The sequence below is a fragment of the Rhodopirellula sp. UH5 genome (assembly GCF_056839225.1).
The window spans coordinates 1,984,471-2,011,433 of the sequence record NZ_CM166390.1 but is presented as its reverse complement, the minus strand read 5'-3'; the positions used below and the strand labels follow the sequence as shown (position 1 = coordinate 2,011,433).

Below are 26,963 nucleotides of genomic sequence, written 5' to 3'. Positions count from 1 at the left end.
TTGATTCAAGTCAAAGGATTGGCTTGATCATCCCCAGTGCATGGTTCCACTGCATCGCTTTGGGGGGAGCCAAATGGATTTGGAGAGCAACCTTGAATATCGAACACCTTCTGAAACAACTCCGTCAACGATCCAACCGAGCTTCGAAGAGGGGGCGAGACGACAGCGAACGCAAGGTCCGTACTCGACGTGCTCTGAATCGACGGCGTCGGGCTCGTTTGGAATCCTTGGAAGACCGCCGTTTGCTCGCCAGTGATGTTTCTCTGTCCGGGAACACGTTGCTCGCGGTGGGAGATGACGATGTGCACAATCAGTATCATCTTCAGTTGGTCGATTTTCACGGAACCGAATCATTTCAGATCAGTAGCAACACGTTCATCAGTGAGGACGATCCTGCTCTGTACGACATGAGCGTCGACGAGAAAAAAGTCGTCGTGGGGACCGGTTCGATTTCGGGCGTGGAAATCCGTGGCGGGGCAAAAGACAACGTGTTCACCGTCGGTGATCTTTCGGGGTATCTGATCCAGCTTGATGGAGAAGCGGGGACGGATGGATATGTCTTGAAAGATTTATTTGGAACTGTCGCGGTGAATGACACCGGTGGTGCCATTGATTTGACACATTTGACATCGCCATGGACGACCAGTTTGTCTGGCGGGACCGCGACGGTTGAAGTCGATGGCGGCGCGAGCACGGCGACGATTCCAAACGCCAATGCGTACACGATGACGCCGAATTCACTTTCCTGGTCAAGTGCGTTGACGGCCATCAACGAGGGCTTGGAGGAACTGGCAAGCCTGGGTGACGAACTCGTCACCCACGATCGTTTGCTAGAGAATCAAAGTGTGTTGAATCAAAAGTCGGTGGGCAGTTTCTTGCCGATCGGCGAGATCTTTCGCGAAAAGATCGCGAATCCGGTGGCCAGCTATTTCTCGTCCGGAGGTTCACCGGAAATCAATGTTTGGGGATTGCTGGAGGAACTGCAGTCGGTGAAGGCAAGTAGCCAGTTGGGAGACGCCTTGCTGAATTGGGAGATTGACGCGGAGATCATTGGGAAGTCTGAGCGAGAGACCTTGGCACTGGAAATCACTGCTGAATTGGTGCACTCGAGTGTTGACTTGTCGTTGCCGGATTCTTTGCTGAATATGGACGGGACCCTCGAGAATAGTCTCGGTGTTGACGAGCTAAAAGCCAACCTGACAACTGGATTCACGTGGGATTTGTCGATCGGCTGGGATGTCTCATCCGTCCCATACTTTTTCGTTGACTTCACCGATGATGTCCGGGTCACGGCAACCATTGGTGACATTGACGCCGACTTCAAGCTCAACGCGGGGTTGTTGGGATTGGAAGTTGGGAAGCATGGCCCAGCGTCGGCGTCGAGTTCGTTGCAATTTGATTTCGAAACGACGCTCCCGCTGAGCGAATTGTCTTCGCTGGATGGGAAGAACGGAGGGGCCAGCGATGGAGTTGTCCGGACCATTGAATTGCAAAGTTCCGATCGAATGGAATTGCTGTCCGATGATGCGAACCCATCGGCTCAATTGGACGTCGATCTGTATGCCGTGGCGACGGGGATCAGCGGGATTTCCGAGAGCGAAGCGGTTCACATTCAGTGGAGTGACGATCTTTACAGCGAAGCCGATCCAGTTTTGTCGGAAGACTTGACGACTTCGGAGTTTGATCCGTTCTTCCAATCCGATGCGACCACTCTGCTGCAGATGGCCGAACAGTTTTCGATCTTCTTGGAAACTCTATCGGCAAAAACACTCGACTCGAACGTCGTGCCGCTGACCGAGAGTCTCACGGTGGCGGACTTGGTCGATGTGTCAGGCGTCTACGAGAATTTGGTTGTTGAACCCACTCGACTTCCGCAGCACACATCGGCGACTTCGATTTTAGCGGTCAACGGTGGGGACCCGCTCGGAACCAGTGGAGACGGCGATTCCGACCTCGTTCTGCAACTTCGAAATGGCGACAAGTATCATATCGATTTGGACTTTGGGAATCCGACGACGCTGGGGGCGGTGGTTCAGTTAATCGTTCATGCCGTCAACGATTCAAGCAAGTTGGTCGTGGTCCAAGATCCGAAGCGAGGACTGACGCTTGCCGACCTCACGTCAGGAGATAACAAGTTTGAGTTCTCTGCTGAAACGGATTCCGAGGGTGAAGACTATGCGGCGGTCGGGAACCTCGGTTTGGACGCGGTTGCGGTCGAGCGAGACGTCACCGGGGACGCGAGCGATGAGTGGGTGATCGACGTTGCTCCGGTCAACGGTCCCGCTTTTACATCGATTCAATCGTTTGCGAAACTTGCGAATGATCTGACCGCGGGCGTTGTGACTGGACTCACGTACGATGCGGATGCGAGCGGTGGCCCGACGCTTTCTTTTGAAGTCGTGATCGATCAATCGATTGCGGATCAAAATGGAAACGCCATGTCGTTGATCGACCTGGGAGAACTGAAACAGATCGATCTGTCAGCGGGAACGATTGACGTCTCGAATGCTCGAGTCCAAATGCAGTTCCCTTTTGATTTGCTTTTGACGGAAGTCGGAAGCGACGTGGAACGGACAACTCCGTTGGCGGAACTCAACGGCGGAAGAGGCGTGTCGGTCAGCCAGGACATCGATGGTTTTCTTGCCGATTTAGACATTCGTGTTGGCGACGGAACAACGTTTTCGGTCGACTTGGATCTGGGACTTGGGATTCGTTCCCTTTCTGACTTTGGGATCGTTGACGGCAGCGGGAGTGACCTGAGTGTGATCCTGAACGATGGCAGCCATTTTGAAGTGGATCTGGCTGAAACGGTGGATTCCACCGGGAATGTTGCGGGGACGTTGGCAGAGTTGTTCGAGCTGATCAACGCATCCGCATTGGACGCTGGCGTGACGAGCGAGCAGTTCACAGCAACGATTGATGCTGCTCGGTCAAGCCTGCGATTGCTGGACAAGACAACCGGCGCATCGTCCTTTGCAGTGAGTGGGCGGGTCGCAGATGCCTTGGTCTTCGGAACATCCGTTTCGATCGAAGTGGACGGCAAGGATGCCATCCTGTTTGAAAATACGGTGGGGACACTCGGTGACTTGGTGAGCAGGATCACCGACGCGGCAGAGACCGCGGGATTAACACTGCCCGATCCCGACAACGCCAGCGCCAGTTGGGACTTCGACGTTCGATTGGTCGGTGCTGGAATTGAAATCGTGGATCAAACCACGATCGGAAGTGAGATCACGGGAAACGCCGAAACGAACACGACCGAAGATCAGCTTCACGCGACAGGCACGTTCACCGGTAAAACGCTTTCGTTCCGAACAGTCACGATCACGGGTGGGGCGGGCGAGGGGCAAACACGCACGATCCAGGCCAACACCAATGATGTGCTGACACTGACCGAAAAATGGGACGTCCAGCCGGATGCGACGTCGATCTTTCAAGTCAACAACGGGTTGTTCGTCAACGCGGCGAGTCGATCGGCCGCGGCGTTTGGCCTTGGTCTGACCAATGACCAACGCGTTGATGGTTCCGAGCGGACGGTCGGTGGGGCTCCGCTGCATGGGGATACGTCCAGCCGACGATTGCAGTTGATGCAAGTATCCGAGCCGCACCTGCAGATTTCCATGGATCTCGACGAAGGCACGCAGGGTGCGGGCACAGGGATCTACGGTCCCTTGGAAGTGGCGGTTTCCGCGGTGTCTGTGAATGCAGCCAGCTTTCAAACGGAATTGACTCTTCGTGGGAAGACATTGGACCGTTTGAACTCGGGATTGGAAGATCCGTATTCGATGCTGCTTCAGGATGGCAACATCGTTTCGACCTCCGCCTTTGATCTTTCTATGCAAGTCGGATCGGACCCGAGGGTGGCCATTGACGGTGCCACGGGAACCACCTCGTTCGATGTGTCTGTCGCCAACATTTTCGACGTCCAGTCGGGCGACGAAGTGTTGATTCCGACGATGAGCAGCGACGATGATGTTCGTGCCCTGCTGCAATCGTTGGCATCCGTCACCATGGACGACTTCTTGAGCACTCTCGAATCCGTGAGCGACTATCTCTTTGAGTTGCAGACGCAGTCCAAGCTGGGGAAGTCGCTGCCAGGTTTGCCCAAGTCGGTGGGCTCGATGTTGGGGTTTGGTGAGAACTTTGAGAAAAGACTGGACGAGATCCGCGACTTGCCCATCGCGACGTTGCAGCAACTTCATGCCGCGCTGAATGACACCACGCAGAAAACGACGAACACACTCGCAGGAGCGATGGCAACTTCCTTGAGTTTTGAGAAGGCGACGTCGCAGTTCCTGTTTGATTTGCACTACTTGCTGGAGCAGATCAATCCTTCGCTCCCGTTGACTCTGAATCTGACTTCGTTGGGTGACGATCTGAATGCGGCTGGCGATAACCTGCAGGCCTTGGGGCTGCGGCAGGTCGCTGCAATTGTTGACTCGTCGGGAACCAGTCTGTTGGATGTGGTCGCGGATGGTGAGATGCATGTTGTTGTCGGCATGGATTTGACGAATCCGGATGCTCCAGCCACCAAGTTGGTTTCGGATCCCGATGCTGATGAGGGAACTCGAGCTGAGTTCCATGTCAAAGCGTCATCGGCCGAGTCCATGAACTTCCCCGCCGTGCTGGGAAGCATGGCGGTCGGAGTCTTTGGTGGTCAATTTGTGTTGAATCGGGACGGTGTTGTCGGCACGTCTGATTCCGCGACCTATGAAGTGAAGTTGAAAAGCGATGTCGACGCAGCGACGGCGTTGGAGGGGGCTGCTCTCCCTGTCACCACGAAGATTGATGTCGCAGGAGAAGCCAAGGGGAGTTTTGGACTCGTGCTTCCGGAATCTGTGATCCCGCAAGACGCTCCTACTCATTTGACTCCCAACATCACGGTCGAGGTCACCAATCTAAACGACATCGCAGCGGCCAATCCGAGCCGAAGTTCGACCCTGACGACGAACATGTCCGGGAATCCAGGCGAATGGGCGACGTTTGAAACGCTGACCCAGAACTTTTCGCTGACCGATTCCATGGAAGGTTTCAAACTCGGGGTTCAGCGTTTGTTTCGTGGATTGGACGATGTGTTTGACACCGCGTTGTTGGGGCAAGACCTCCCGCTGGTCGGCAAACAACTGGCGGAGGCGGCGAACTTTCTGGATCAAATCGGTGAGTCGGTCTATGCCAACCTGGATCTGCTTCCAAAATCTGGCATCACAATGGACTCCGTTCATGTGGCATTGTTTGATGCGTTTGGACCGGGTGGGTTTGGATGGCTGCAAGACAGTACCCTGCGCTCCAATCCAGACACGTTTGTCAACATCGACGATGTGGGAGTGACTCGCGAAACGATTGTGACCGCCAGTGGCCGCGAATTGGTGACCGGTGTTGAGTATCGAATGGATTTGGAGATGACTCCGGAGAGTCTGCAGTTCCCAATCGATTTGGATTTGTTGTTGCCTGGTTTGGGGCTGACGACCGAAGCCCTCGCGGATGTGAAGTTTGGCTTCAAAATGCCGCTGATCGTCGGCGTGAGTGTTCTGGATGGTGTCTACCTCGACGTCGCCTCTGACAACGAGGTGGAAATCAGTTTGGACATTTCCTTGCCCAGTCACGTGGCGAGTTTGTCCGGTGAAGCCTCGCTGTCATTCTTCAACACCGATTCGACCCAGCCCAAAATTTCGAGAGACCAAGGCAGTTGGATCTTTGACGGATTCAAGGTCGGGCAAATCATCGAAGTCGAAGGCAGTGACAACCCGGCAAACAACGACGGTCGGTTCGTGATCACTGCGATCGATGCGTTGGGTACCGAACTGACGCTGGCCGCCACCGATGAAGCTCTTGCCGCTTCCAGCCTGACAGATGATCGCGTCGTTCCCGAGGGCCCCACGACGGATATCCAGGTGCAGGTTTCGACGGTTTCGATGACTGGCGGAAACGCCGTCGATTTCAATGCTAGCCAACAGACCATCGCGCGTGGTGCCGGTAGCTGGTTGGAGGACGGTTTTCGAGTGGGTGACACGATCACTGTCGACAATGCCGGATCGAATGATGGATCGTGGATCATTTCGGCGATCGATGCCGTGGGTCGAACGTTGACATTGGAAGGAGGCCCGACCACCAATGCGAGTGGAGTCGCTGGCGTTCGGATCCGTTCCAATCAACAACATGGTTTCGATGCGGAGATGGGTGTGCTTCCCTATCGCGTTTGGGATGCGACGCCTGACCAGTCGGAGTTCACCGGGACGTTTGTCTTTGATTTGCATGGTCCTAACGAGAGCGGGAGCCAGACACGTTTGTCGGTCAACGATCTGGATTCGCAACCTGAATTTCCCGTCGCACCACGAAACGGATTCACGGCGGCTCCGCTGTCAGGTCTTCTCACACTGACGGAGGGCACTGGAGTTGGGCAAGAGATTGTTCTCAACGATATTTCGCTTCAACTGGAAACCAATTTGCCTCGCACGGCAGCGTTCCCACCATTCCGAGCTCAGTTAGACGTGACCAATTGGGACTGGGACCTGAGCGATTCGTTGTTGACCAAGGGGACTCCAGACGAGATCGCGTTCAACGACGTTCAGTTTGAATTGGTCGGTTTTGTGCGTGATTTTTTAGGCCCGTCTTTGACGCGTTTTCGGGCCGCATTGGAGCCCATGGACGGAGTCATCGATTTCCTGACCAGTGAAGCGATGCCGATTTTGTCCGCCTTGTTTGGACGGACGTCTTATGCGTCGGCCCCCGGCATTTTTGGTGGTCGCAGTGAGGCAGGCGATTTTGCGGGGGCCGCCGATGTGATTCGAAAGTTGGTGGACGGTGGCACACCGTCACACACGGGATTCACAAACTACTTGGACCTGATTGGTTTTGCTGATTCGAAGAGAACGCTGACCGCGATCAGTGAATTGACGGGCCAGCACTGGATCGACATGGGGCGTTTTGAAGTGGTCGTCGCGGAGGCGATGAACCGGAACGCCACCGTCGAGACCATTTACGACGAGTCCAACAACGCAGAACGATTGAAAGGTGACTTCGGAGACGCTCCGTTGCGATTGAGCGGAAGCCCCGAGCTCGCCTTCTCCATGAGTGAAAAGTCGATCGAGCGTCGAAACCTTGTGTTGACTGGTCAGACTGTTAGTTGGGGGTACTCTGCGGTCACTGGATCAACACTGACTAGCAGCGTGCCTTGGTCGACCTATGACGTAGAAGAAGGATTCACTCTCACGATCCAAAATCTGACCGGGGCCAATGCCGTCTTCAACGGCAGTTACACGGTAGGGCTTGTCTCCGGGACGACGGCTCAGATTTCGCGAGATGGATTCAATCTGGTCGGGACATCGATCTCCGTTCCACGATTGGTGATCAACGCGTCGACGTGGATCCGTGATGGATTTCAAGCTGGACAAACCATTCGAATCGATGGTGGCACCAACGTTGGAACGTACACTGTCTCTTCGGTTTCCGAGACTGAGTTGACCGTGAGTTCGTCATTCGTGGCGGAAGAGACGGTCCCATCGTCAGCAAACCCCAATGTTCGTGTGCAGAACGCGGTGGGAGACTACTCCGGATCCATCAAGGGCCAGATCAACGCGGTCCTCAACGATCCGCTTGCGTCTGCTAAGCAGGCTGCGGCCAGCTTCCTGATGACGCAGACGTTACCAGGTCGCGGAATTGGATACGGTTTTGACTTGCTGGGCGGAGTGACCCGAGAAGTCTTTTCTCCGATCGACAGTGCCCTGAAGGGATTCGACCCCATTGAGTTGCCCATTTTGAATCAGGCATTCGGGGTGCTCATCGGTGACACCACGTTTGACGGCAAGTCGGCGGCGGAAAGCAATCTGCTGCACTACAGCACGCCCGAATTGCAGTTCACGCTCTATCAAGACTTCCCGTTGGACAAGAAAACGTTCTTCTGTGAAGTGCCGTTTGGTTCTGCGTTTGCCAGTTCAGGAATCTGTGACGTGGTGAGCAGCGGATCTCCCACTCCATTTGTATCGGTCTCTTTCGAAGCACGCATGGACTATGGCGTTGCGGTCGACACTACCGGCCTCGAACTCTACCGAGACTCGGGGAACCCGGATGCGATCATCGAAGGATTTTACTTCGACGATACTGACGGCGTCGATCTGAATCCATCTCTCATTGGTGGCAATGAAAGCGGGCCTGTTGGGACCAGTTATGGACTGACCGATGTTCCGCAATCTCGGATTCTTGGCGGAATTGGCGTGGGAGTGTTCCGTAAATTTGGAACCGGACTCGGGAATCTCAAAGTCGGTGTGGAGTTGTCATTTCATACCGGACAAGATCTCAACTTTCACGATCCCAATGGGGATGGACGAATTCGAGCCAGCGAATTCGATGTCTTGACCGAATCCGCCGTGGATGAAAACGGTCTGCTGGCATTTGCGAATTCTGAGAATGCGTTTGACAAGAGTGTGCGAATCGAAGTTCGCGGCGATGCGTTTTTGAAGATCAAAGCTCTGTTCATCACGATCATTGACGTTCGTGTGAACATCTTCACGATCGGATTCAATATCCCTCTGGAGAGCAAGTCGTTTGCGTCGCCTAATTTGGCGACCCTGTCGGGTGGAACCTTGCGGCTGCACGTGGGCGAATCCGATGCGGCGACGCGTGGGTATCGAACTGGCAATGTGAACGAAGCAATTTATGTCGGTTACAACCCACGGACCAATGAGATTGTCGTCTCGGGATTTGGTTCGCAATCCGAACGATTCCATGCGTCCAGCGTCTCTCTGATTGAAGCCTCCGCTGGCACGGGAAATGACCTGCTTTTCGTTCGTCCCGAAGTGACTCGTCAGGTGTCCTTCGATGGTGGAGAAGGCGACGATGTGATGTTCGGCGGCAGTGGTCCGGATGAGCTGGTCGGTGGATTGGGAAATGATTCCATCGATGGACGTCTCGGCGATGATTCGATCTGGGGTGATCTGAAAGTTGGCGCCACTGGAGGTTTGGATTGGTTGTTTGGTGGTGACGGAAGAGACACGATCTATGGCGGTCCCGGGATCGATGTCATTCGTGGTTGGCGTGACGACGATGATTTGCATGGCGGCGATGGCGATGACTTGATCGACGGCGGACAGGGCAATGACACACTGCACGGCGACGATGGAATCGATTTTCTGTTGGGGAACATTGGGCACGACACGATTGTTGGTGGTGCCAAAGATGACCGACTGGAAGGCGGGCCCGGAAGAGATGCCCTGTATGGTGAGGCTGGGGAAGACGTCTTGTTCGGTGGGCTGGGCAATGACTCCTTGGATGGCGGAGCGGACATCGATTCGTTGTATGGCCAGCATCACAATGACTCACTGCAAGGTGGCGCTGCCGACGACTTGTTGGACGGTGGACTTGGCAGCGACCAAGTGTACGGTGGTGATGGCGACGACCTCGTGTACTCACGCGATGGAAACGACCACCTCGATGGGCAGGAAGGCGATGATACCTTCAAGGTCTACTTCGCTCGTGGGAAAGTGAACTCGCTGCTTTCCATTCTCGACACAGGCATGTCGGGTGTGGATGTGTTTGACGCCATTGGGACAATCGATCCCGACCAGTTCTTGTTGCGGGCGAGCGTTAGCGGGACGAACGCGTTTGTGGCTGTTCTGACGGATCCTGGTCATTCCTCGGATGAGGCTGCGTACAACCCATCGGTCCAAAGAGTCAACTATCTAGGTGTCGAACGGATCCTCGTTCAGGGCGGCATGGGCGACGATCAATTCGCAGTCGATGACACGGCGGCGGAAGTCACGATCGACGGTGGCGATGGTGACGATGCCTTCCAAGTCGGGCAATTGTTCCGTTCGCAACGCACCGAAGTGGACGCGAATGTCTCAGTGGATGACGTTTTCGCGACAATCGAAACGACGCGTGGTTTCTTGTCCAACGGAATCAGCCAGCCGATGACCATCAGCGGTGGTTTGGGCGACGATCACTTCGTCGTTTTTCATAACCAAGCGGTTTTGACGTTGAACGGGAACGAAGGCGACGATGGATTCGAAGTTCGCGCGTTTGCGTTGGTCGGATCGCGAGAACCCGAGCGTGCTCGCACAGACATCACAGGCGGTGCAGGTGCCGACTTGGTTCAGTATGCCGTCAACGCTCCGGTCAACATCGACGGTGGCGATGGATTCGACACGCTGACAGTCATCGGCACTGAATTCGGTGACGACTTTGTGATCACGGAAGACGGTGTCTACGGCGCGGGGCTGACGATCGACTTCACGAACATTGAATCGTTGCGTGTCGACGCGGCGGAAGGCAACGATCGCTTTTACGTTAAAAGCACCAGCGAGAAGTTCTTGACAGAACTGTTTGGTGGTTTGGGCGATGACACCTTCAACTTGTCCGGCGACACACCTCCGGTCGTCAGCAACGACCTGAAGGGCCACAGCGGCATCGTCACCAACAACATGTCATACAGCAGTGACCTTCGCTATGAAGATCTGAAGCTGCATGGCGTGTCGTCCAACGTGGCGGATAACGAAGAGCCCTTTGTTGTCATTCGAACATCCAATGGCTCCACGATCGTTGGTGAAACGGGGGCGGTGGATGCAAGCGTGGTCGACTTCTACGAGGTCGTGCTCACGCAGACTCCCATGAGCGGTTTCGATGTTTTGGTCCAGGCCCTCGCTCCGCTTCCAAGCACCGCGGGACGCGAACTGGGTGCATTGGCGTTTCGTCTGAGCAGTGTGGCGCCAGGATCAGAGAAAAAGGCGGACGGATCCGCTGTCACGTTGACGTTCACGTCTGAGAACTGGTTCATCCCACAAAGGGTCGACATTCTTGCGGATGATGAAGTTCAGTTGGATACGGGGCGATTGTTCACTCGTGATGAGTTGTCAGAGTCCGACACGTTCTCCTATGACGACGCTGCTTTCGAAGGAAAACAGTCCGCCGTGATCAACCACATCGTGTCGTCGACCGCAACGACCATCGTGGGGACTCCACTGGTGCTCAGCGATTCACCGACGATCACGATTGAGACCAGTTTACCGTCCCACGAATTCGTTGGGGAAACCATCACGGTCACTTTATCGGATGGGCTGACCACTCAGACACGTCGAATCACCGATGCTCGATTGGTCGGCGGAAAGATGCAGTTGACTGTCGATCGCTCTTGGTTGGCCGGAGCTCATTTGCCGGACACGTCCAGCAACTATTCAATCGTCTTGGCTGAATCGACTGAAGCTGGGCATCCGGTCGACATTCGCAATACCACCTTCACGGTCAACGATCCCAGTGATCCGACGAACCCGTTGATCGAAGAGCCAAAGGATTTTCTTGGCCGCCAGATCACGATCATTGATGGATCCGGGGTGGGACAAAGCCGGTTCATCACCGGTGCCGATCAAGTTGTCACGTTTGCATCCAGTGCAGTCGAGATTGATCGGTCGAATCCGAAAACGTTTGCATTGCAATTGAGCACCGGTGGGGAATCGGTGACGCCAACGACCGGCGGTATGTTGAATCTGCGTTTCGTTGCTGATTTGGATTACAACAGTGAAACCATCGAAGTGACTCTGGATGGCTCGCAGTTGGACGTCTTGTTCGACGACTATTCCGGTCGCCAATACAGTTTCGTACAAGCCTCGATTCCTCTCACTCAGTCGCAATTGCAGGCTGCACTGACGGACGGACGTTTGGAACTCGGACTGAATCCGTCGGATTCAGTCAACAACCTGGATGACTACTACGAATTCAAATCCAGTGTCTCATTCGATTTGCAATTCCACATCGATGTTGTGAATAGCAACTTGGTGCCTGGGATAGGCGACGATGTCCGATTTACTCTGGATCGTGGATGGAGTCTGACGAACCCGCCGGCGTTGGACAGTCGCTATCAAATCGCCGTCGACGATTCGTTGGTCGGACGAGTTTCAGGTTTCGATGAGTCGCCGGTTGGCTTGCCGGCCGATCCATCCTTCCCCGCCGAGTTGGACACGCGAACGACGTTCGTTGACAGCGATGCCGATTTCACTGCGGTTGAGTTTGGTGCCGAAGGTCTTCGCGGCGCGACCATTGAAATTGTGGGCGGCCCTGGGGCTGGTCAACGCCGATTGATCTTGGATGCGATCGACGCGAAGACCTTGATTTTGAATGGCGATTGGCGGACGGATCCTGTTGCGGGAGAGAGCGTGTATCGGATCGCTCGATTCGATGGTTTGGCCGTTTCGAGCGTCAGTGTGGAAGTCAACGACAACGACGAAGCTGGCATCGTGGTCGACGAAACGCATGGCCTGGATCTCTCCGAGTCCACCGATGGCATTTTAGGTGAGGACACCGTGACCGCTGTGATCGAAGGCGGTGACGGAGATCAACTCGGCGAGCGTGATGTGCTGCGTTTGAAGTTGACTCGTCAGCCCAGTTTCGATGTGACGATGCGGTTGGTCTACGACGATGTTCAACTGAGTTTGCAAACCACCGACGGTCATTCCATCGCTTCCAACTCCTTGGTTTTCACCCCTGGCAATTGGGACGTCGTTCAAGAGGTGATGATCATTGGATTGGTGGATCAAATCCGCGAAGGGTTCCATGTCAGCCAGATCGGTTTGGAACTGGGTTCCAAGGATGAGGATCAAGAACTCAGCAAAGTGGACCAGTTCAATATTCCCGACACCGCCGCAGTGGAATGGGTCGGTCTGAGTGAACGTCCCACAGGAGTCACCAGCGTTGAGTACAAAGGTCAAAATCTCCAACTGAAAGACGACGCCGTTCCTGCGGGAACCGAGTCCAAACCCGTCTATGCAATTGTCAGCAACAAGATTGTCTTCTTCGCGGGAGAAGAAGTCATCAAAGTTTCTGGCAGTGATTTGGCGATCTCTTACAACTACGTGGATCCTGGATTTGGCGACGCCTTCACTCACCCAGTTCTGGTGCGTATCAGCGATGCGGACGCGCCGACCGTTTTGGTTCGAGAAACTGGTGGTTCGACTGATGTGGTGGAGGGAGCAACTCCATTCATGGTGCTTGAACTGGATGGAGATGCGATTCCAACCAGTGACGTTGTGGGCGAGACGGTCACTGTGAGTGATGGGACGGGCGTGGGGCAAACTGCCACGATCATCGCGAACGAAGGCAATCAGATCACCTTGGACACCGTCTGGGAAACCGTTCCAGATGAAACGAGCGAGCTGACTTTGATCGTGTCCGGGAACGCTGAACAGCGAATGGTTACCAGCAATGGAACGCTCACCTGGGGTGAGGATCGCTATGAGTTGGTGCTGACATCGCCGCCGGTGGATGACGTTGCTGCGGGGCGTCGCGTTGTGGAAGTTGTTGTCACGCCGGAAGTTACCAAGACGACCCGTACCGGAGGTGTTCGGACGGATGCTCGTCAGGTCGAAATTTTCAATCTAGACGGATTGGATGCCTCACGAGTCCGAGTCGATCCTGACAATGCCAACAACCTGATTGTCGCCTTTGACGAAACAAACTGGGACGTTCCGGTTCGGATTGGCGTCCGAGTCATCGACGATCTGTTGGTCGAAGGTGGTGATACCAAGGTGTTCGCTCCGGGACCGAACACGCTGACCGGAATTCTGGGGCCTGTGATTGTCAATGGATCGGGGGGAGATGGTTCGTTGGCTGGTTTGGGCAACCCTGAGATTTTGCCTCAAGAAACTAACGTGAAGCCGGCCACCGGCGAAGTTGAATCGATTGTCGGAACGACGGTGACATTCAAGACTTTGACTAGCGAACAGTTGTTCTCTGCCGGACTGGCTTCGGATTTGAGCAACGTTCAGTCGCTGGTGGGACAAACGTTTGAAGTTGTCGCGACCAAAGCAACCGATAATTGGTCGAAGGATTTTCCTTTGGCAACCGAAGGCAGTCCCCGTGATCCAGTCGTCGGACAATTCCGATTGATCACCGAAGCGACCGTGCAGGACGGCCAGGTGGTGGTGACGCTCAATGAGCGGTTTGGCCTTGGTGGAGACTTGGATTCACTGGAAGCGGGTGCTGATACTTCCAGCGTGGATTTACGTCTTTCGCGGCAAGAACAATTGCGGCTTGGGATTGCGAACGTCGGCGATCTGTACGGACGGACCATCGAATTGAATGATGCGGATGGTCAAATGCTATCGTCCGCTGTGATCATATCGGCGGTGGCTGATCCCGATGGCTTGATCACGATTGATGTGGAGGCGGATTGGACATCGATCGCGGCCGATGCCACGTCATTCTTCATTCAGTCAGACGATCTGGTCAAAAAGTTTGCGATCACTTCGGAGAGTTTGAACTTCTTCGTCAACGAACAGACCTCCGTTGACTACATGTTCGTGCACGACGAAGACAGTCCTGCGGACAGCACCGGGCATCTGACGGCGGACCGTTTGTGGGGACTCAACATGGGGCCCGATGTCACCGTGGGCGGACGCCTTCAACCCGGCGGGGTTCAGTACGGGAATCTCGAGGTGCTGCAGATCGACTTGGGACGCGGCAACAATGACTTTTACGTGTCGGGCACGCACAAACGCGCCGATGATCCGACGACCGCAGAGGATGAAACATTCCAGACCTGGACCATCATCAACGGTGGGGACGATGTCTACTGGCCGGACCATGGCCTCGTAGACGATTGGTCCTGTAGCGGTGGAGATGTCGACCACGTGCCGGGAACTGGCCGCGAAGGCGATCGGTTCTGTATCGATGTGAATGCAGAGAGCGTCACCGACGTGGTGACGGGATCGGTCTCTTCGGCCAGCAATGCAGTGGAGACGGCGCTTGCCAGTTTGGTGGATACTTCAGCCCCGTTTGGCGTGGACGATGGGCTGGTCGGAATGGAATTGACGATGACCAGCGGAGATGGAATAGACCACTCCTACACCATCATTCGAAACACGGAAGACACCATCTCTCTGCGAGGAGACTGGATTGATCTTCCTAACGCGGAAGACACTTACACGATCACGGATCTGGCCGACGGTCCGATCGCGATCAACGCTCAAGGTGGTCACGACCGTGTTGATGCGTCGGCTTCGACGCTTGGAGTCGTGGCGTTTGGTGGGCTCGGACGTGACACCTTGATTGGCGGTTCGGGAGACGACATTTTGTTCGGTGACCGCGGGCGGGTGGACTATTCCACGGCAGCGGATGGGGATGGGCAATCCACCATCGTGACTCGTTTGGGGCACGCACCCCAGCCAGTTTCAGGTCATGCAACTGGTGGGTTTGATGAGTCGGGGAATCTTGTCGATGGGAATGCGTTGTTCCCCGTGGCTGATGGATTCGACATTGGGCTGGTTGGTTTGATGGTCGACATCAACAACGGCACCGGGTTCCTGCAGACCCCGCGATTGATCACCGTGAACGACGAAAACACGCTGTCGATTTCTCCTGATTTCACCGAGACGCTTGATGCGACCAGCGAGTATCGAATTTCGACCTATCCCGAGGATCAGACCGATGGGATCGTTCGCGGTCCAACTCGCTTGATCACCGTGGATGACCTCGAAGGCGATGTAGACACGATCAGCGGTGGTGCTGGAGCGGACCAGATCTTTGGTGGTGCCGGCGACGACGATGTCTTCGGGGAAGCCGGTGATGATGTCATTTTGGGTGACACGGGTGTGATTAAAAGAGCTCCGCTTGATGCGAATGCGACCGGGACGGTGATTGCCAGTGCCCTTGATTTGGTGCAGACGAAATCACCTGATGCTGGTGGCAAAGATCTGATCTCAGGCGGGGATGACAACGACATCATCTTTGGTGGCTTCGAGTCGGACTACATCAATTACGATCGAGCCGAAGTCGCTGGTGTTGGGGAATCGGGCAACGACATCATCGTGGGCGATGGTGGCACGGCTGATTTTGATGTCGCTTCGGGGGCTGCGATTCTGATTGAGGTCTCCACCAACGAGCCAACCTTTGGCAGCGATGACTGGATCACCGCAGGTGCGGGCGAAAAGATTTTGTTTGGCGGTGCGGGCGACGATCAGTTGCTAGCCGGTAGCGACAACTTGCCCGACATCATCATCGGAGACGAAGGAACCGCGACGTTCGATGCCGGTACTGGTCTTCGGGTTCGCATCGCGACGCAGACTGCTGACATCGGCGGGAACGATACGATCACCGCTGGAGACGCACTGAATATCCTGTTGGGTGGCAGTGGTGACGATCTCATCACAGGCGGTGATTCGCAGGACGTGATCTTTGGTGACAACGGGGAGATCCAGTTCGATGCCAGCGGCATTCGCCAGCGAATGATCACCACCGATCCGACCTTTGGGGGTGTGGACACGATTTTGGGACAAGGTGGCAATGACATTGTGATCGGCGGTGCCGATGGAGATGTGATCTCGGGTGGCTCCGAGCACGATGTGATTTTGGGTGACCACGGTGAAGTCGATTTCACCCGCCCCGCCGATCGCAACGTGATCAGTCGCTTCATCGAGTTTGCTGATGGCGGTGGGAACGACACGATTGACGGAGACGATGGCGACGATTTCATCTGGGGCGGACAAGCCGACGATGTCATTCGTGGTGGTGCCGGGCAGGATGATTTGGTCGGCGGCCACAACGTTCCCTTCGGCAGCGACGGTGACGACACCATCGAAGGTGGTGATGACGAGGATGCTTTGCTCGGTGACAACGGCATCATCACTCGCGAGTTGATCGGGACCGAACTCGGTACCTGGACGACATACCTGGCTCCCTTTGACCACGTTGTGGTGCGTGAGCTGCAACCGTTTGACGATCTCGATTTGGTTGGTGGCAACGACATTCTGTCAGGCGACGCTGGAATCGATGTGATTCTTGGGCAACGCGGCAATGACTTGATTGAGGGCGGAACCGGCGACGACGAATTGATCGGCGGTTTGGGGGGTGACAACATCCGCGGTGATGACGGACACGACTTCATTCTCGCGGATGCCGGACAAATTCTGCGAGATTCGAACGAGGACGGTTCGCCACAATTGAACTCGGATGGCGTCTGGCATCGCGACATCCTCACCGAGCGAATTGCTCGGGTGATCGACATCATTCCGCTCGGGCCAACCGGTCTGATCGACGCACCAGCCGATTTGATCGACCGGTTGTTGGATGCCGACCAAGTGGTCTTGGCCAGCATGCACCTGCCGTCTGGGCAATTGCACACGAACTCGGAAGGCATCAGCCAAACGGTTGCGTTGCTGCTTGATCTCGTCGACGCGGACGACGACACGGTGGACGGCGGTGATGGCAACGACATTGTTCTCGGGCAACTTGGCAACGATAATCTTCGTGGTGGGCTCGGCGACGACCTGTTGATCGGTGATCACGGCATCAACGTCGCTCCTTATGAGACCGATCTGCCTCAGATGATTGACGCGACGCGTCTGATTGCGGCCGTGTCGGGCTACGATTCGCTATCAGGGATCGAGCTGGATTTGCCAGGCTTGGGGCATTTGATGGTTCCTGACTTTGTGGCCGAACCCGGTGCTTTGGTGGCGGAGCGACCTCGCTGGGACCGCGTGACGGACATCAACGCTGTGTTTTCCAACTGGGCAAACGACGACCGAATCTCGACGATGGACAACTTGCGTTTGTCTGCCTCGGTGATGCTGACACCCGATTTTCTCGGTCACACCGATGTTTTGAGTGGAGAGGATGCAATTACCGGCGAAGGCGGCGACGATTGGATTGTGGGCGACCAATGGATCGTCAACAGCGACCTGCAGTCCGGAATCGCACCGGTTGATGAAGCCATCGAACGCGTCCGGGCAACCATCGCGGGCATCATGCATGCACTGGAGTCAGCCTCCTTGGATCGTGGTGTGGTTCAACATTCGATCAACGCTCAGCCGGTGGTTGAACGTGATGTCTCCATTGCGAGCGATTCGCTTCAAGGTGGCGACGGTGCGGACACCATCATTGGTGACAATGTGGTGGTGGAACTGCCTTCGACGCAAACCATTCCTGGTTCCGGAACGGTTGCCGAGAACGCGGCGGAGTTGTTGCGGCGACTGGATGTTTATCGAACCCTCTCGGACGATGCGATTCAATTGGTCTCTCGCGGTCACCTCGACTTGATTGATCAATTGCTCGACGATGCAGAAGCCGCGCGGCCGACGTTGCCTGTGATCGCTGGCAACGACATTCAGTACGTTCAGCACTACCAATTGAAATTCGGCGACGACAGTCTCTTGGGAGATGCGGGAAGCGACACGATGGTTGGTGGCGATGCACTGATGATCGCTCCTTACGTCACCGGCGAAGAGGGCGACTTTCCCGATTCGCAAGGTGCCGTTGGGCTGGACCCTGACTCACTGCGTGCTCTTGAGCAGAACCTGTTCGAACAGCTTCGGTTGCAGCAAGTCGACCTTGACGAACGTCACCAGTCGCGGCTGATCAACGTCGCTGAGGAGCTCGTTCGGCGGCCATCGCTGGATCGGATCGCTTACGTGCCGACCTTGGACCGTTCGATCGACAACGACACCATCGAAGGTGGTGAAGGCAACGATTTCATCGGTGGCGATTTTGGCGTTTTGGTGTCACCTCTGCTCCGCGACACGCCGGCGGATGACGATGCACTGCGTGATTTGGACCAGCACGTTGAAGCCATGTTGGATCAAATCGCCAATCTGGATCGACTGGATCATGCGACCAGCTTTGATCGCAGCGTTGGACGTGAGGCTCAAGCCGCCTCGACAACCGATGCGATGGCTCCCGAATCGCGTCACGTTCAAATTGGCGGCCAATGGATCTTGGGGCAAGACACGCTCCAAGGCGATGGTGGCAGCGACGTCATTCTGGGAGATCATGCCTCGATGGTTGCTGCGATCACGGTTGACGATCCCGCTGCTTTCACCTCCCTGAGACGTTCGAATTACCATCTGGAATTCATCGACGACTCGATGCGTACTTTCCTAGAATCTTCCAGCCTGGATGGAGTGACCGTCTCACTGCAGGGCGATCACATTCGCGGAGGTGATGACAATGACATGTTGATGGGGGCGGTCGGGGCCGACGACATCGATGGTGAGCAAGGCGACGACACGATCCTGGGTGGCAACGGTTTCGACACGCTTGCCGATGGTCTGGGGAACAACTGGATCCGCAATGATGGTGGCAACTATCCGAAGTTGGATCCGCAGGAAGAGTTGGGTGCGTTCCGCTTCGACAACATGACTTCCGTGAACAAGCAGCTCTTCCTCGATGCGGCTGCGGGAGCGATCGCCCCGGTGGGTTGGCAGATTGATTCTGGTGGAAACGAAAATGATCCGGGCAATGGCGATCCGGATGATCCGGCAGTACCGACCGAGCGGGACGTCGATTTCGATGGGGACTTCATCGCTGTCACTGGACAACCCATCAGCTACTCGGCAACATTCGAGTCGCTGCCCGATGGTGCAATCGTCAGCTATTTGTGGGAGGTCAAGGATTCTTCCGGAGAATTGGTGCAGACCGGTGCGGGGCAGTCCGTTGTGTTCACCTTGCACGTCGCCGACGACTACACCGTGGAAGTGGATACGGTGGACACCAAAAACGGTGCGGGCACGATGACTCATACGTTGAAAGTGCTGAACCACCGACGGAAGTCCGACGACGACGCACCGGGACAGTTCATCTTGATATTTGGTGGGACGGAAGGCGACAACGACATCCGTTTGAAAGACGTTCGTCTGGAACCAAATTCGGTTGAGGTTCGAACGCGAACTGGACGCAGCTCTTGGACCCGCGAGATCTTCTCTGACATCAGCCGAGTTGAAGTCTATGGTGGCGATGGGAATGACGATGTCTCTGCCGATCGTACTCTCACCATTCCGGTGCGGTTGTATGGCGGAGCCGGTGACGACGAGCTTCGTGGTGGTGCCGGCAACGACTTCCTCGATGGTGGAGCCGGTGATGATCGACTGAATGGCCAGTCAGGCAACGACGCCATTGTCGGCGGCTATGGTGCTGATCGAATCGACGGAGGCTTTGATGACGATCTTCTGATCGCCGATGCCATCGACGAAATCTCTGCGGATCGATTGCTCAGGGATTGGTCCAATTCGTCGCTGACTCCTGCCGACCGAATGGCGAACTTGGTCACCGATTTGTTAGATGCAAAGATTGCCGACGGTGCAGTGGACGATTCCGATGGGGATCGCGGGACCGATTGGGTCTTTGGGCAGTCCATCGACACGACTCACGCACGTCGTGGTGACGAGGATCTGCAGACAATCTATTGATGCGAAACGGTTTTCGAAAGTGAAGAGAAATGCCGTTTGAAATGTATAGAGGCTCAGTGGTGATGGGGGTGCGGGAGTCTCCCCTGAACCGACTGGGATCTATACGTTTGGATTGATTGAAAACTCGTTTTCACGCGTTGAGAACCGGCGCGAGAATCTCGGGATCGGTGTAGACTGGTGAGCCGTTGAAGGCTCGATGGTTGACGCATAGGACCACTGAAGGGCGTTGTGGACGCCGCAGGGGGCTTCATGTCGACTCGAGTCACCTTCGTTGATATTCGCGTTTTCTTGCGAAAGCGAACGTTTACCCGCCTCTCTCCCGCTGGATTCTCGTGCACCGATTCCTTGTTGCTCTGATCGCTTGTTGCATCACCTCGTCCGTGCTGGCTCAGTCCCCTCCGAACATCGTTCTGATCATCGCAGATGACATGAACTGGGACGATTGTGGAGCCTATGGTCATCCAGCGATTCGCACTCCCAATATCGACGGCCTGGCAGCGGAAGGCATGCGTTTCGAACACGCTTACCTGACCACGAATTCATGCAGCCCATCCCGTGCGAGCATCATCACGGGCAAGTACCCCCATAACACGGGCGCGGAACAGTTGCACTGGCCGTTGCCGGAATCAAGCGACACATTCGTGGGGCGTTTGCAGTCAGCGGGCTACTACACCGCCGCGGCTGGCAAGTGGCACATGGGTGACGCTGTTCGCGATCACTTTGATCGAGTCTACGAGGCCTCGACGGCCGGTTTTGTGCTCCCCAGTGGAAAGGACGGCCAACCTGCGAAGATGATCGCGGCGCAGCCCAGTGGTTGCGAAGATTGGGAGCGAGCCTGTGAGGAACGTCCCAAGGATCAACCGTTTTTCCTGTGGTTGGCAGCGTTGGACCCGCACCGCGAATACAACGACGGTGCACTGGATCCACCTCACACGCATGACGACATCATCGTTCCGCCACACCTTCCAGACGTTCCTGATGTCCGCGAAGACCTGCGTCTTTACTATGACGAGATTGGGCGTCTCGATTCCTACGTCGGCAAGGTGATGCGAAAACTGGCCGAACAGGGCGTCGCTGACAACACGGTCGTTCTCTTCATCAGCGACAATGGCCGTCCGTTTCCTCGTGACAAGACATCGCTCTACGACGGTGGAATCCGAACCCCTTGGATCGTTCGCTATCCCGACCAAGTCCAGGCGGGCCAGACGACCCAGGCTTTGGTCAGCGCGGTCGACATCGGCGCCACTTTCTTGGATTTGGCTGGCGTGGAAGGCAGCGAAACATTCTCCCCTTCGAGTCAAAGCTTTGTTCCGGTTTTGAAGGACAGCACGCGATCGCATCGCGAATTCGCTTTCGCGGAAGATCACTGGCACGACTACGAGGACCATGCTCGCGCCGTGGCGACCCAGCAATACAAGTTGATTCGCAATGACTACGTCGACCTTCCTCCAACACCATCCGCGGACGCGGGACGGGGCCTGACTTGGCAAGCCATGCTGCGTCTGCATGAAGCCGGAAAGCTCACCGCCGCACAGGAAGCTTGTTTCAATTCCCCGCGGGCGAAGTGGGAACTCTACGACTTGCAACGTGATTCGGGCGAGTTGCACAATCGGTTTGACGACCCTGCCTATCAATCCGTTCGTCAGCGATTGCAGTCAGCACTCGTGGAGTGGACCAATCGAACCGGTGACTACCTGCCCAGTCGCCGTACACCCGATGAGTTTGACCGCGTGACGGGTGAGCCAGACCATTCCGTTCGGGTTCGTCCGCGTCCATCGAAGAAGCAAATGTTCGGAACGAATGGGGCCTACTGAGCCACGCTGATCGACGAACGTTTGCCTCTCTCCAGCCACATCCCCCTGAAAATTTGATTCTCCAATGAAATCCATTCTTTCGATTCTTTTGATCTGCGTTATCGGTGTCGTTGACGCTGCTTTTGCGAAGGCGGATGAACGACCCAATGTGCTTTGGATCACCATCGAAGATTGGTCCGCGGATTTGTCTTGTTATGGAACGAAAGGGATCCACACCCCGAACGTTGACAGGCTGGCCTCCGAAGGAATCCGGTACGAGCGTGCTTTCACGACTTCGCCGGTTTGTTCGACCTCGCGGTCCGCGATGATGACGGGGTTTCATCAGAACTACATTGGTGCCAACCAGCACCGTGAATATGACAAGCAACCGTTGCCGCACGGTGTTCGGCCCATCCCGCATCTGTTTGCCGATGCGGGGTACTTCACCGCGTTGATGAGCTCCAAAACGGACTGCAATTTCGTTCCCAATCGGAAGGACGAGTTGTTCGAGGGCACCGATTGGAAACAAAGAGCTGACGGACAACCCTTCTTCGCTCGGATCACGTTTGGTGGCACTCACCGCCAATGGAAACGCGACCCGCAACGGCCGATCGCGATGGAAGATGTCGAGTTGCCGCCTTACTACCCCGACACCCCCTTTGTCAGACGGGATTGGGCCAATGGACTGGAACAAATGCAATTGGTTGACCGCGAGGTCGGCGAGATACTGAAACGACTCAGCGAGGAAGGCCTCGCAGACAACACGATTGTGTTTTTCATCGGAGACCATGGTCGATGTCATATTCGCGGCAAGCAGTTTCTCTACGACGGTGGGATTCGTATTCCCATGATCATGCGTTGGCCTGGCAAAGTCACCCCGGGTGAAGTCAGCGAAGACTTGGTGATGTCGATCGACATTTGCGCCACCATCTTGGAAGCCGCCGGGATCGATGCCCCTGTGCCTCTGCATGGCAAGAATCTGTTGAGTGAAGAGGTTCGGAATCGCCAGTATGTCTTTGCCGCCCGCGATAAAATGGATGAAACGCACGACGCCATGCGAGCGATCCGTTCCGCCGATTTCAAGCTGATTCAGAACTTGATGCCTGAGCGAGCCTACTGCCAATACAACCAGTACAAGGAAGGGGCTTACCCGGTGCTAGCTGAAATGAACGTCATGCACATGCGTGGCCAACTCACACCCGAACAAGCGGCTTTCTTCGCTCCGTCAAAACCAGAGTTGGAACTGTACGATCTTCGAACGGATCCGCACGAGGTCCACAACGTCGCCGACGATCCTAAGTACGTCGACGTTCGAGAGGAAATGCTTCGGGAACTCAATCAATGGCGTCGTGAAGTGATTCAAGACAAAGGGGTGAGCGACGAGTTTCGTGCGCTGGACGTCTATCCGGAAACGCTGCCTGCGGCTTCAGTGGATGAGTGGGGTCACGCGAATGCGGACAAGTACGACTACGAGAAATTCGGATGGCCAAGTTGGTATCCGACTCGAACCTTGGAGCAGTGGGAATCGGCTCGCAAGGCCTGGGAACCCTGGGTTTTTCGTGATGTGAATTCGAAGATGCAACGACCGGGTGTGACCATCCGTGAACGAGAGCGAAATCAGGCGAAACGGAAGTGACTCTCACGCGGCGCGAGTCATTTGTTGGCTCGCTCGTTCGATGAGTGACGCATTTTATACCCACATTCTCAGCCCTCCACGATTGATTGTTCATGAGCTTTCCCCCAGCCTCGAAGTCTCGTCGAGATCTTTTGAAGACCGCCGGAGTTGTCTCCGTGGCAACGCTGACTCCGTGGGCCTTGCCGGTTCGGCAATCGCTTGCCAAGTCACCGAACGAACGCAAACGGTTTGCGTTGATCGGCGTCGGCGGAAACGGGACACGGACTTCGCCCGTTGGAAAAGAATTCGCGGACTTGGTCGCGCTGTGTGATGTCGACGAAGATCATCTGAAGCATGGCAACGAATTGCTATGTGATGGCAAAGCCGAATTGTTTCGTGACTACCGCGAAGTGCTTTCTCGTGATGACATCGACTTGGTTCAAATCTCAACGCCCGATCACTGGCACGCGAAAATTCTGATTGAGGCGATGTTGGCGGGCAAAGATGCGTACTGTGAAAAACCGCTGACGTTGACGATCGACGAAGGCAAGTTGGTCCGGAAGGTTCAACAGCAAACCGGACGTGTCGTTCAAGTCGGAACGCAGCAACGCAGCAGTTTCGACAAGTTCAATCGTGCTCTGGCAATCATCGCGGAAGGTCGACTCGGCAAACTCAAACGCTTGGTTGTTGGAATCGACGCCGGTGGATGGAGCCCCGAGATTCCCGTCGCCGACGTGCCCAAAGGATTGGACTGGGACCGATGGCTGGGGCCCGGTCCTGAAATGGAATATCGCTATGCGAAGGACGCCAAACGAGCGGACAAGAACTACACCAATGGGCACACGCATTTCCGTTGGTGGTACGAACATTCCGGAGGCAAATTGACCGACTGGGGAGCCCACCACGTTGACATCGCGATGCTGGGGATCGCCGCGGCGGGGCAGAACAACGACCCCGTTTCGGTCGACGGGACCGCGAAGCATGACGTGGATTTTCGCGACGGAGTGCCGCTGCAAAACAATCGCTACAACACCGCACGAGCGTTTGATCTTCGCGTCGCTTTTGCGGATGGCGATGTCGAGATGAACATTCGCCACGACGTCGACAATGGGATTTTGTTTGAAGGCGAACGAGGCCGGATCTTTGTCAATCGTGGCAAGCTGGTTGGCAAACCCGTTGAAGACTTGGAATCGAACCCGCTCGCCGAAGATGCGATTTCGAAGATTTATCGCGGGATGCCCATGGAAGGCAATGACCGCCCTGCACACTGGGCGAACTTCATGCATGCGATTGACAATCGAGTGCTGCCGATTTCCGACGTGCATTCCCACATGAAGATGCTCAACGTGTGTCACTTGGCCGGCATCTGTTGTCGGTTGGGACGCAAAGTCGAGTGGGATCAAGCGACAGAGAGTGTCGTTGGCGATGAACAGGCCGCTGCGATGATGAAGCGACCCTATCGGTTTGGTTATGAAATCGACATGTGAGGCGTTCGCCTTGTCCACATGATTCCCCTCCCTGTGAAGTCGTCTCACTCATTTGTTTCACGTGTTCGATGTCAATGACAACTCGCCCCCAAGTGTCCGTCTGTCTCTTTGCTCTCTTTTTGCTGGTGCTTGGCCCTGTGTGCGGTGCAATGGCCGCGGACACGACCGCAAACGCGAAGCCGAAGATTCAGCCATATCCCGACGCAGTGGTCTGGACGACCACTGCGAAAGCGCAAGCCGAATTCGATGGATTTGAGTTTGTCGGCGAATTCGTTCGAGATGATCAAGCGATGCAGGTCACGCCGTCTGAGGGCCGGTTCTACGTTTCAGTGTTCGAAGGTGGATTTCCCGGCCCCGGTTGGGATGGCAAGCCTGTCATGCATGAGTGGTTGGATCGCGAAGGAATCGAGTCGCGTGTTGCGGGCTGGCAAAAGATTGATCGCAGTGCATCGGTTGTCGGAAAGAAGCCGCTGGCTGACGCGATCGTGTTGTTCGATGGCACGAACACAAACGCTTGGCAGAACGGCAAGATCGAGGATGGCGTTCTCAAAGCGGGAGCAAGAACCAAAGCAACGTTTCAGGATTTTCGACTGTACCTTGAATTTCAGATCCCGCTGAAACCCGAACCACCGATCAGTCACCCGCATCGCGGCAACAGTGGCGTTTTCGCGGTCGGGGCCTATGAAGTGCAGATCTCTGACAACTTTGGATTGGATCCCAGTCCCGAGGCATGGCAGGACATGGTCATGTTGAAACCCGTCAACACGTGGTGCGGCAGCATCTACGGAATTCGCGAAGCCGATTGGAATGTTTGCTTGCCACCGCTGGCTTGGCAGAGCATGGAAATCGACTTCACCGCGGCTCGATTCGAGGACGGAAAGAAGATCCAGTCCGCAGTGATCTCGGTGACCCAGAATGGTGTCCTGATTCACGACCGGGTGGAACTGCCCGAGGGAACGGGCGGCGGGCCAGCTGGTCCAAGACCCGAAGTGAGCGAAGGCCCGATCTACCTTCAGAACCATGGCAATCCCAACCGGTTTCGCAACATCTGGATCGTTCCAGGCTCGTCCACGGCACATCAGTGAATGAGGCGATATCCCGTCCTTGTCATTCGTTTCCTTCCTTTGACCTTCCTTCTCGTTTTCCAAACCCCAAACTATGTTTCGACCCATCCTTTGCGTCGCGTTTGTGACGACTTCCTTGTTGACACATTCAACGCTCGTCGCCGACGAAGCATCCTCGGGATTGCCCGAAACCAAAGTTTTGTTTGAGGATGACTTCGAAGGTCGTTCGACGCTGGGCGAAGGCTATCGGACCGGGCGAGGAATGGAGGCCGGATGGAGCATCCGCGATGGTGTCTTGTTCGGCAAACAAATTCGGGACGACCATGGCTCCACCATGCGAAAGCAGATGGAGTTTGGCGATCTTCATGTGTCGTTTGACTTCCGGTTCAATGGCGGAAGCCGCTTCAACTTTGTGATCGACGACAACAATGACAAATCCGTGCACGCGGGTCACGTCGCGCGTGCATCGCTGTCACCCAAGCGGATTTCGATCAGCGACGACAAACTTGGCTCGATGAACCTGGAAGTTCGCGAGAAACGAAAGGCGAAATCGCTGCCGGCGGAACAGCAGAAAGAATTGGAGGACCTGTTGGCTCGCACGCAAGCCTCCGCCGCCATCCAAGCCAAGCCGGGCACCTGGCATCACTTGGAACTGACCATCCATGGGACCGTGATGACTGTTCACCTCGATGGCAAAGAGGTGGTCTCGTTGGATTCTCCCGGTTTCGCTCATCCGACCAAGACTCAGTTCGGAATGACCGTGAATGGAAGCAGCATCGATTTTGACAACCTGAAGGTTTTCGCAACTGAATGAACTTGGTTTGTTTCCCGCTCTTTCTCCCCTG

6 protein-coding genes are annotated in these 26,963 nt (G+C 55.5%); all 6 read left to right on the top strand.

Annotated features, from left to right (window positions below; genetic code table 11):
- Positions 1-92 precede the first annotated feature (92 nt).
- Positions 93-20,159: a hypothetical protein gene (locus UH5x_RS07365; RefSeq protein ID WP_482635249.1), complete on the top strand. Its 20,067-nt coding sequence runs from the start codon at positions 93-95 to the stop codon at positions 20,157-20,159.
- Positions 20,160-20,491: 332 nt separating this feature from the next.
- Positions 20,492-21,973, top strand: coding sequence for a sulfatase family protein (locus UH5x_RS07360; RefSeq protein WP_482635248.1), 1,482 nt, complete (start codon positions 20,492-20,494; stop codon positions 21,971-21,973).
- Positions 21,974-22,037: 64 nt separating this feature from the next.
- Entirely contained in the window at positions 22,038-23,588 is a 1,551-nt protein-coding gene (locus UH5x_RS07355) for a sulfatase family protein (protein ID WP_482635247.1), read from the top strand.
- A gap of 92 nt (positions 23,589-23,680) precedes the next feature.
- Entirely contained in the window at positions 23,681-25,054 is a 1,374-nt protein-coding gene (locus UH5x_RS07350) for a Gfo/Idh/MocA family protein (RefSeq protein ID WP_482635246.1), read from the top strand.
- Between the two features lie 149 nt (positions 25,055-25,203).
- Positions 25,204-26,139, top strand: a complete 936-nt coding sequence (locus tag UH5x_RS07345; RefSeq protein ID WP_482635945.1) for a 3-keto-disaccharide hydrolase — start codon at positions 25,204-25,206, stop codon at positions 26,137-26,139.
- 73 nt (positions 26,140-26,212) lie between these two features.
- The gene (locus UH5x_RS07340) at positions 26,213-26,932 is read left to right on the top strand and encodes a 3-keto-alpha-glucoside-1,2-lyase-like domain-containing protein (RefSeq protein ID WP_482635245.1); all 720 of its coding nucleotides are present in this window, start codon (positions 26,213-26,215) and stop codon (positions 26,930-26,932) included.
- The last annotated feature ends 31 nt before the right edge of the window (positions 26,933-26,963 follow it).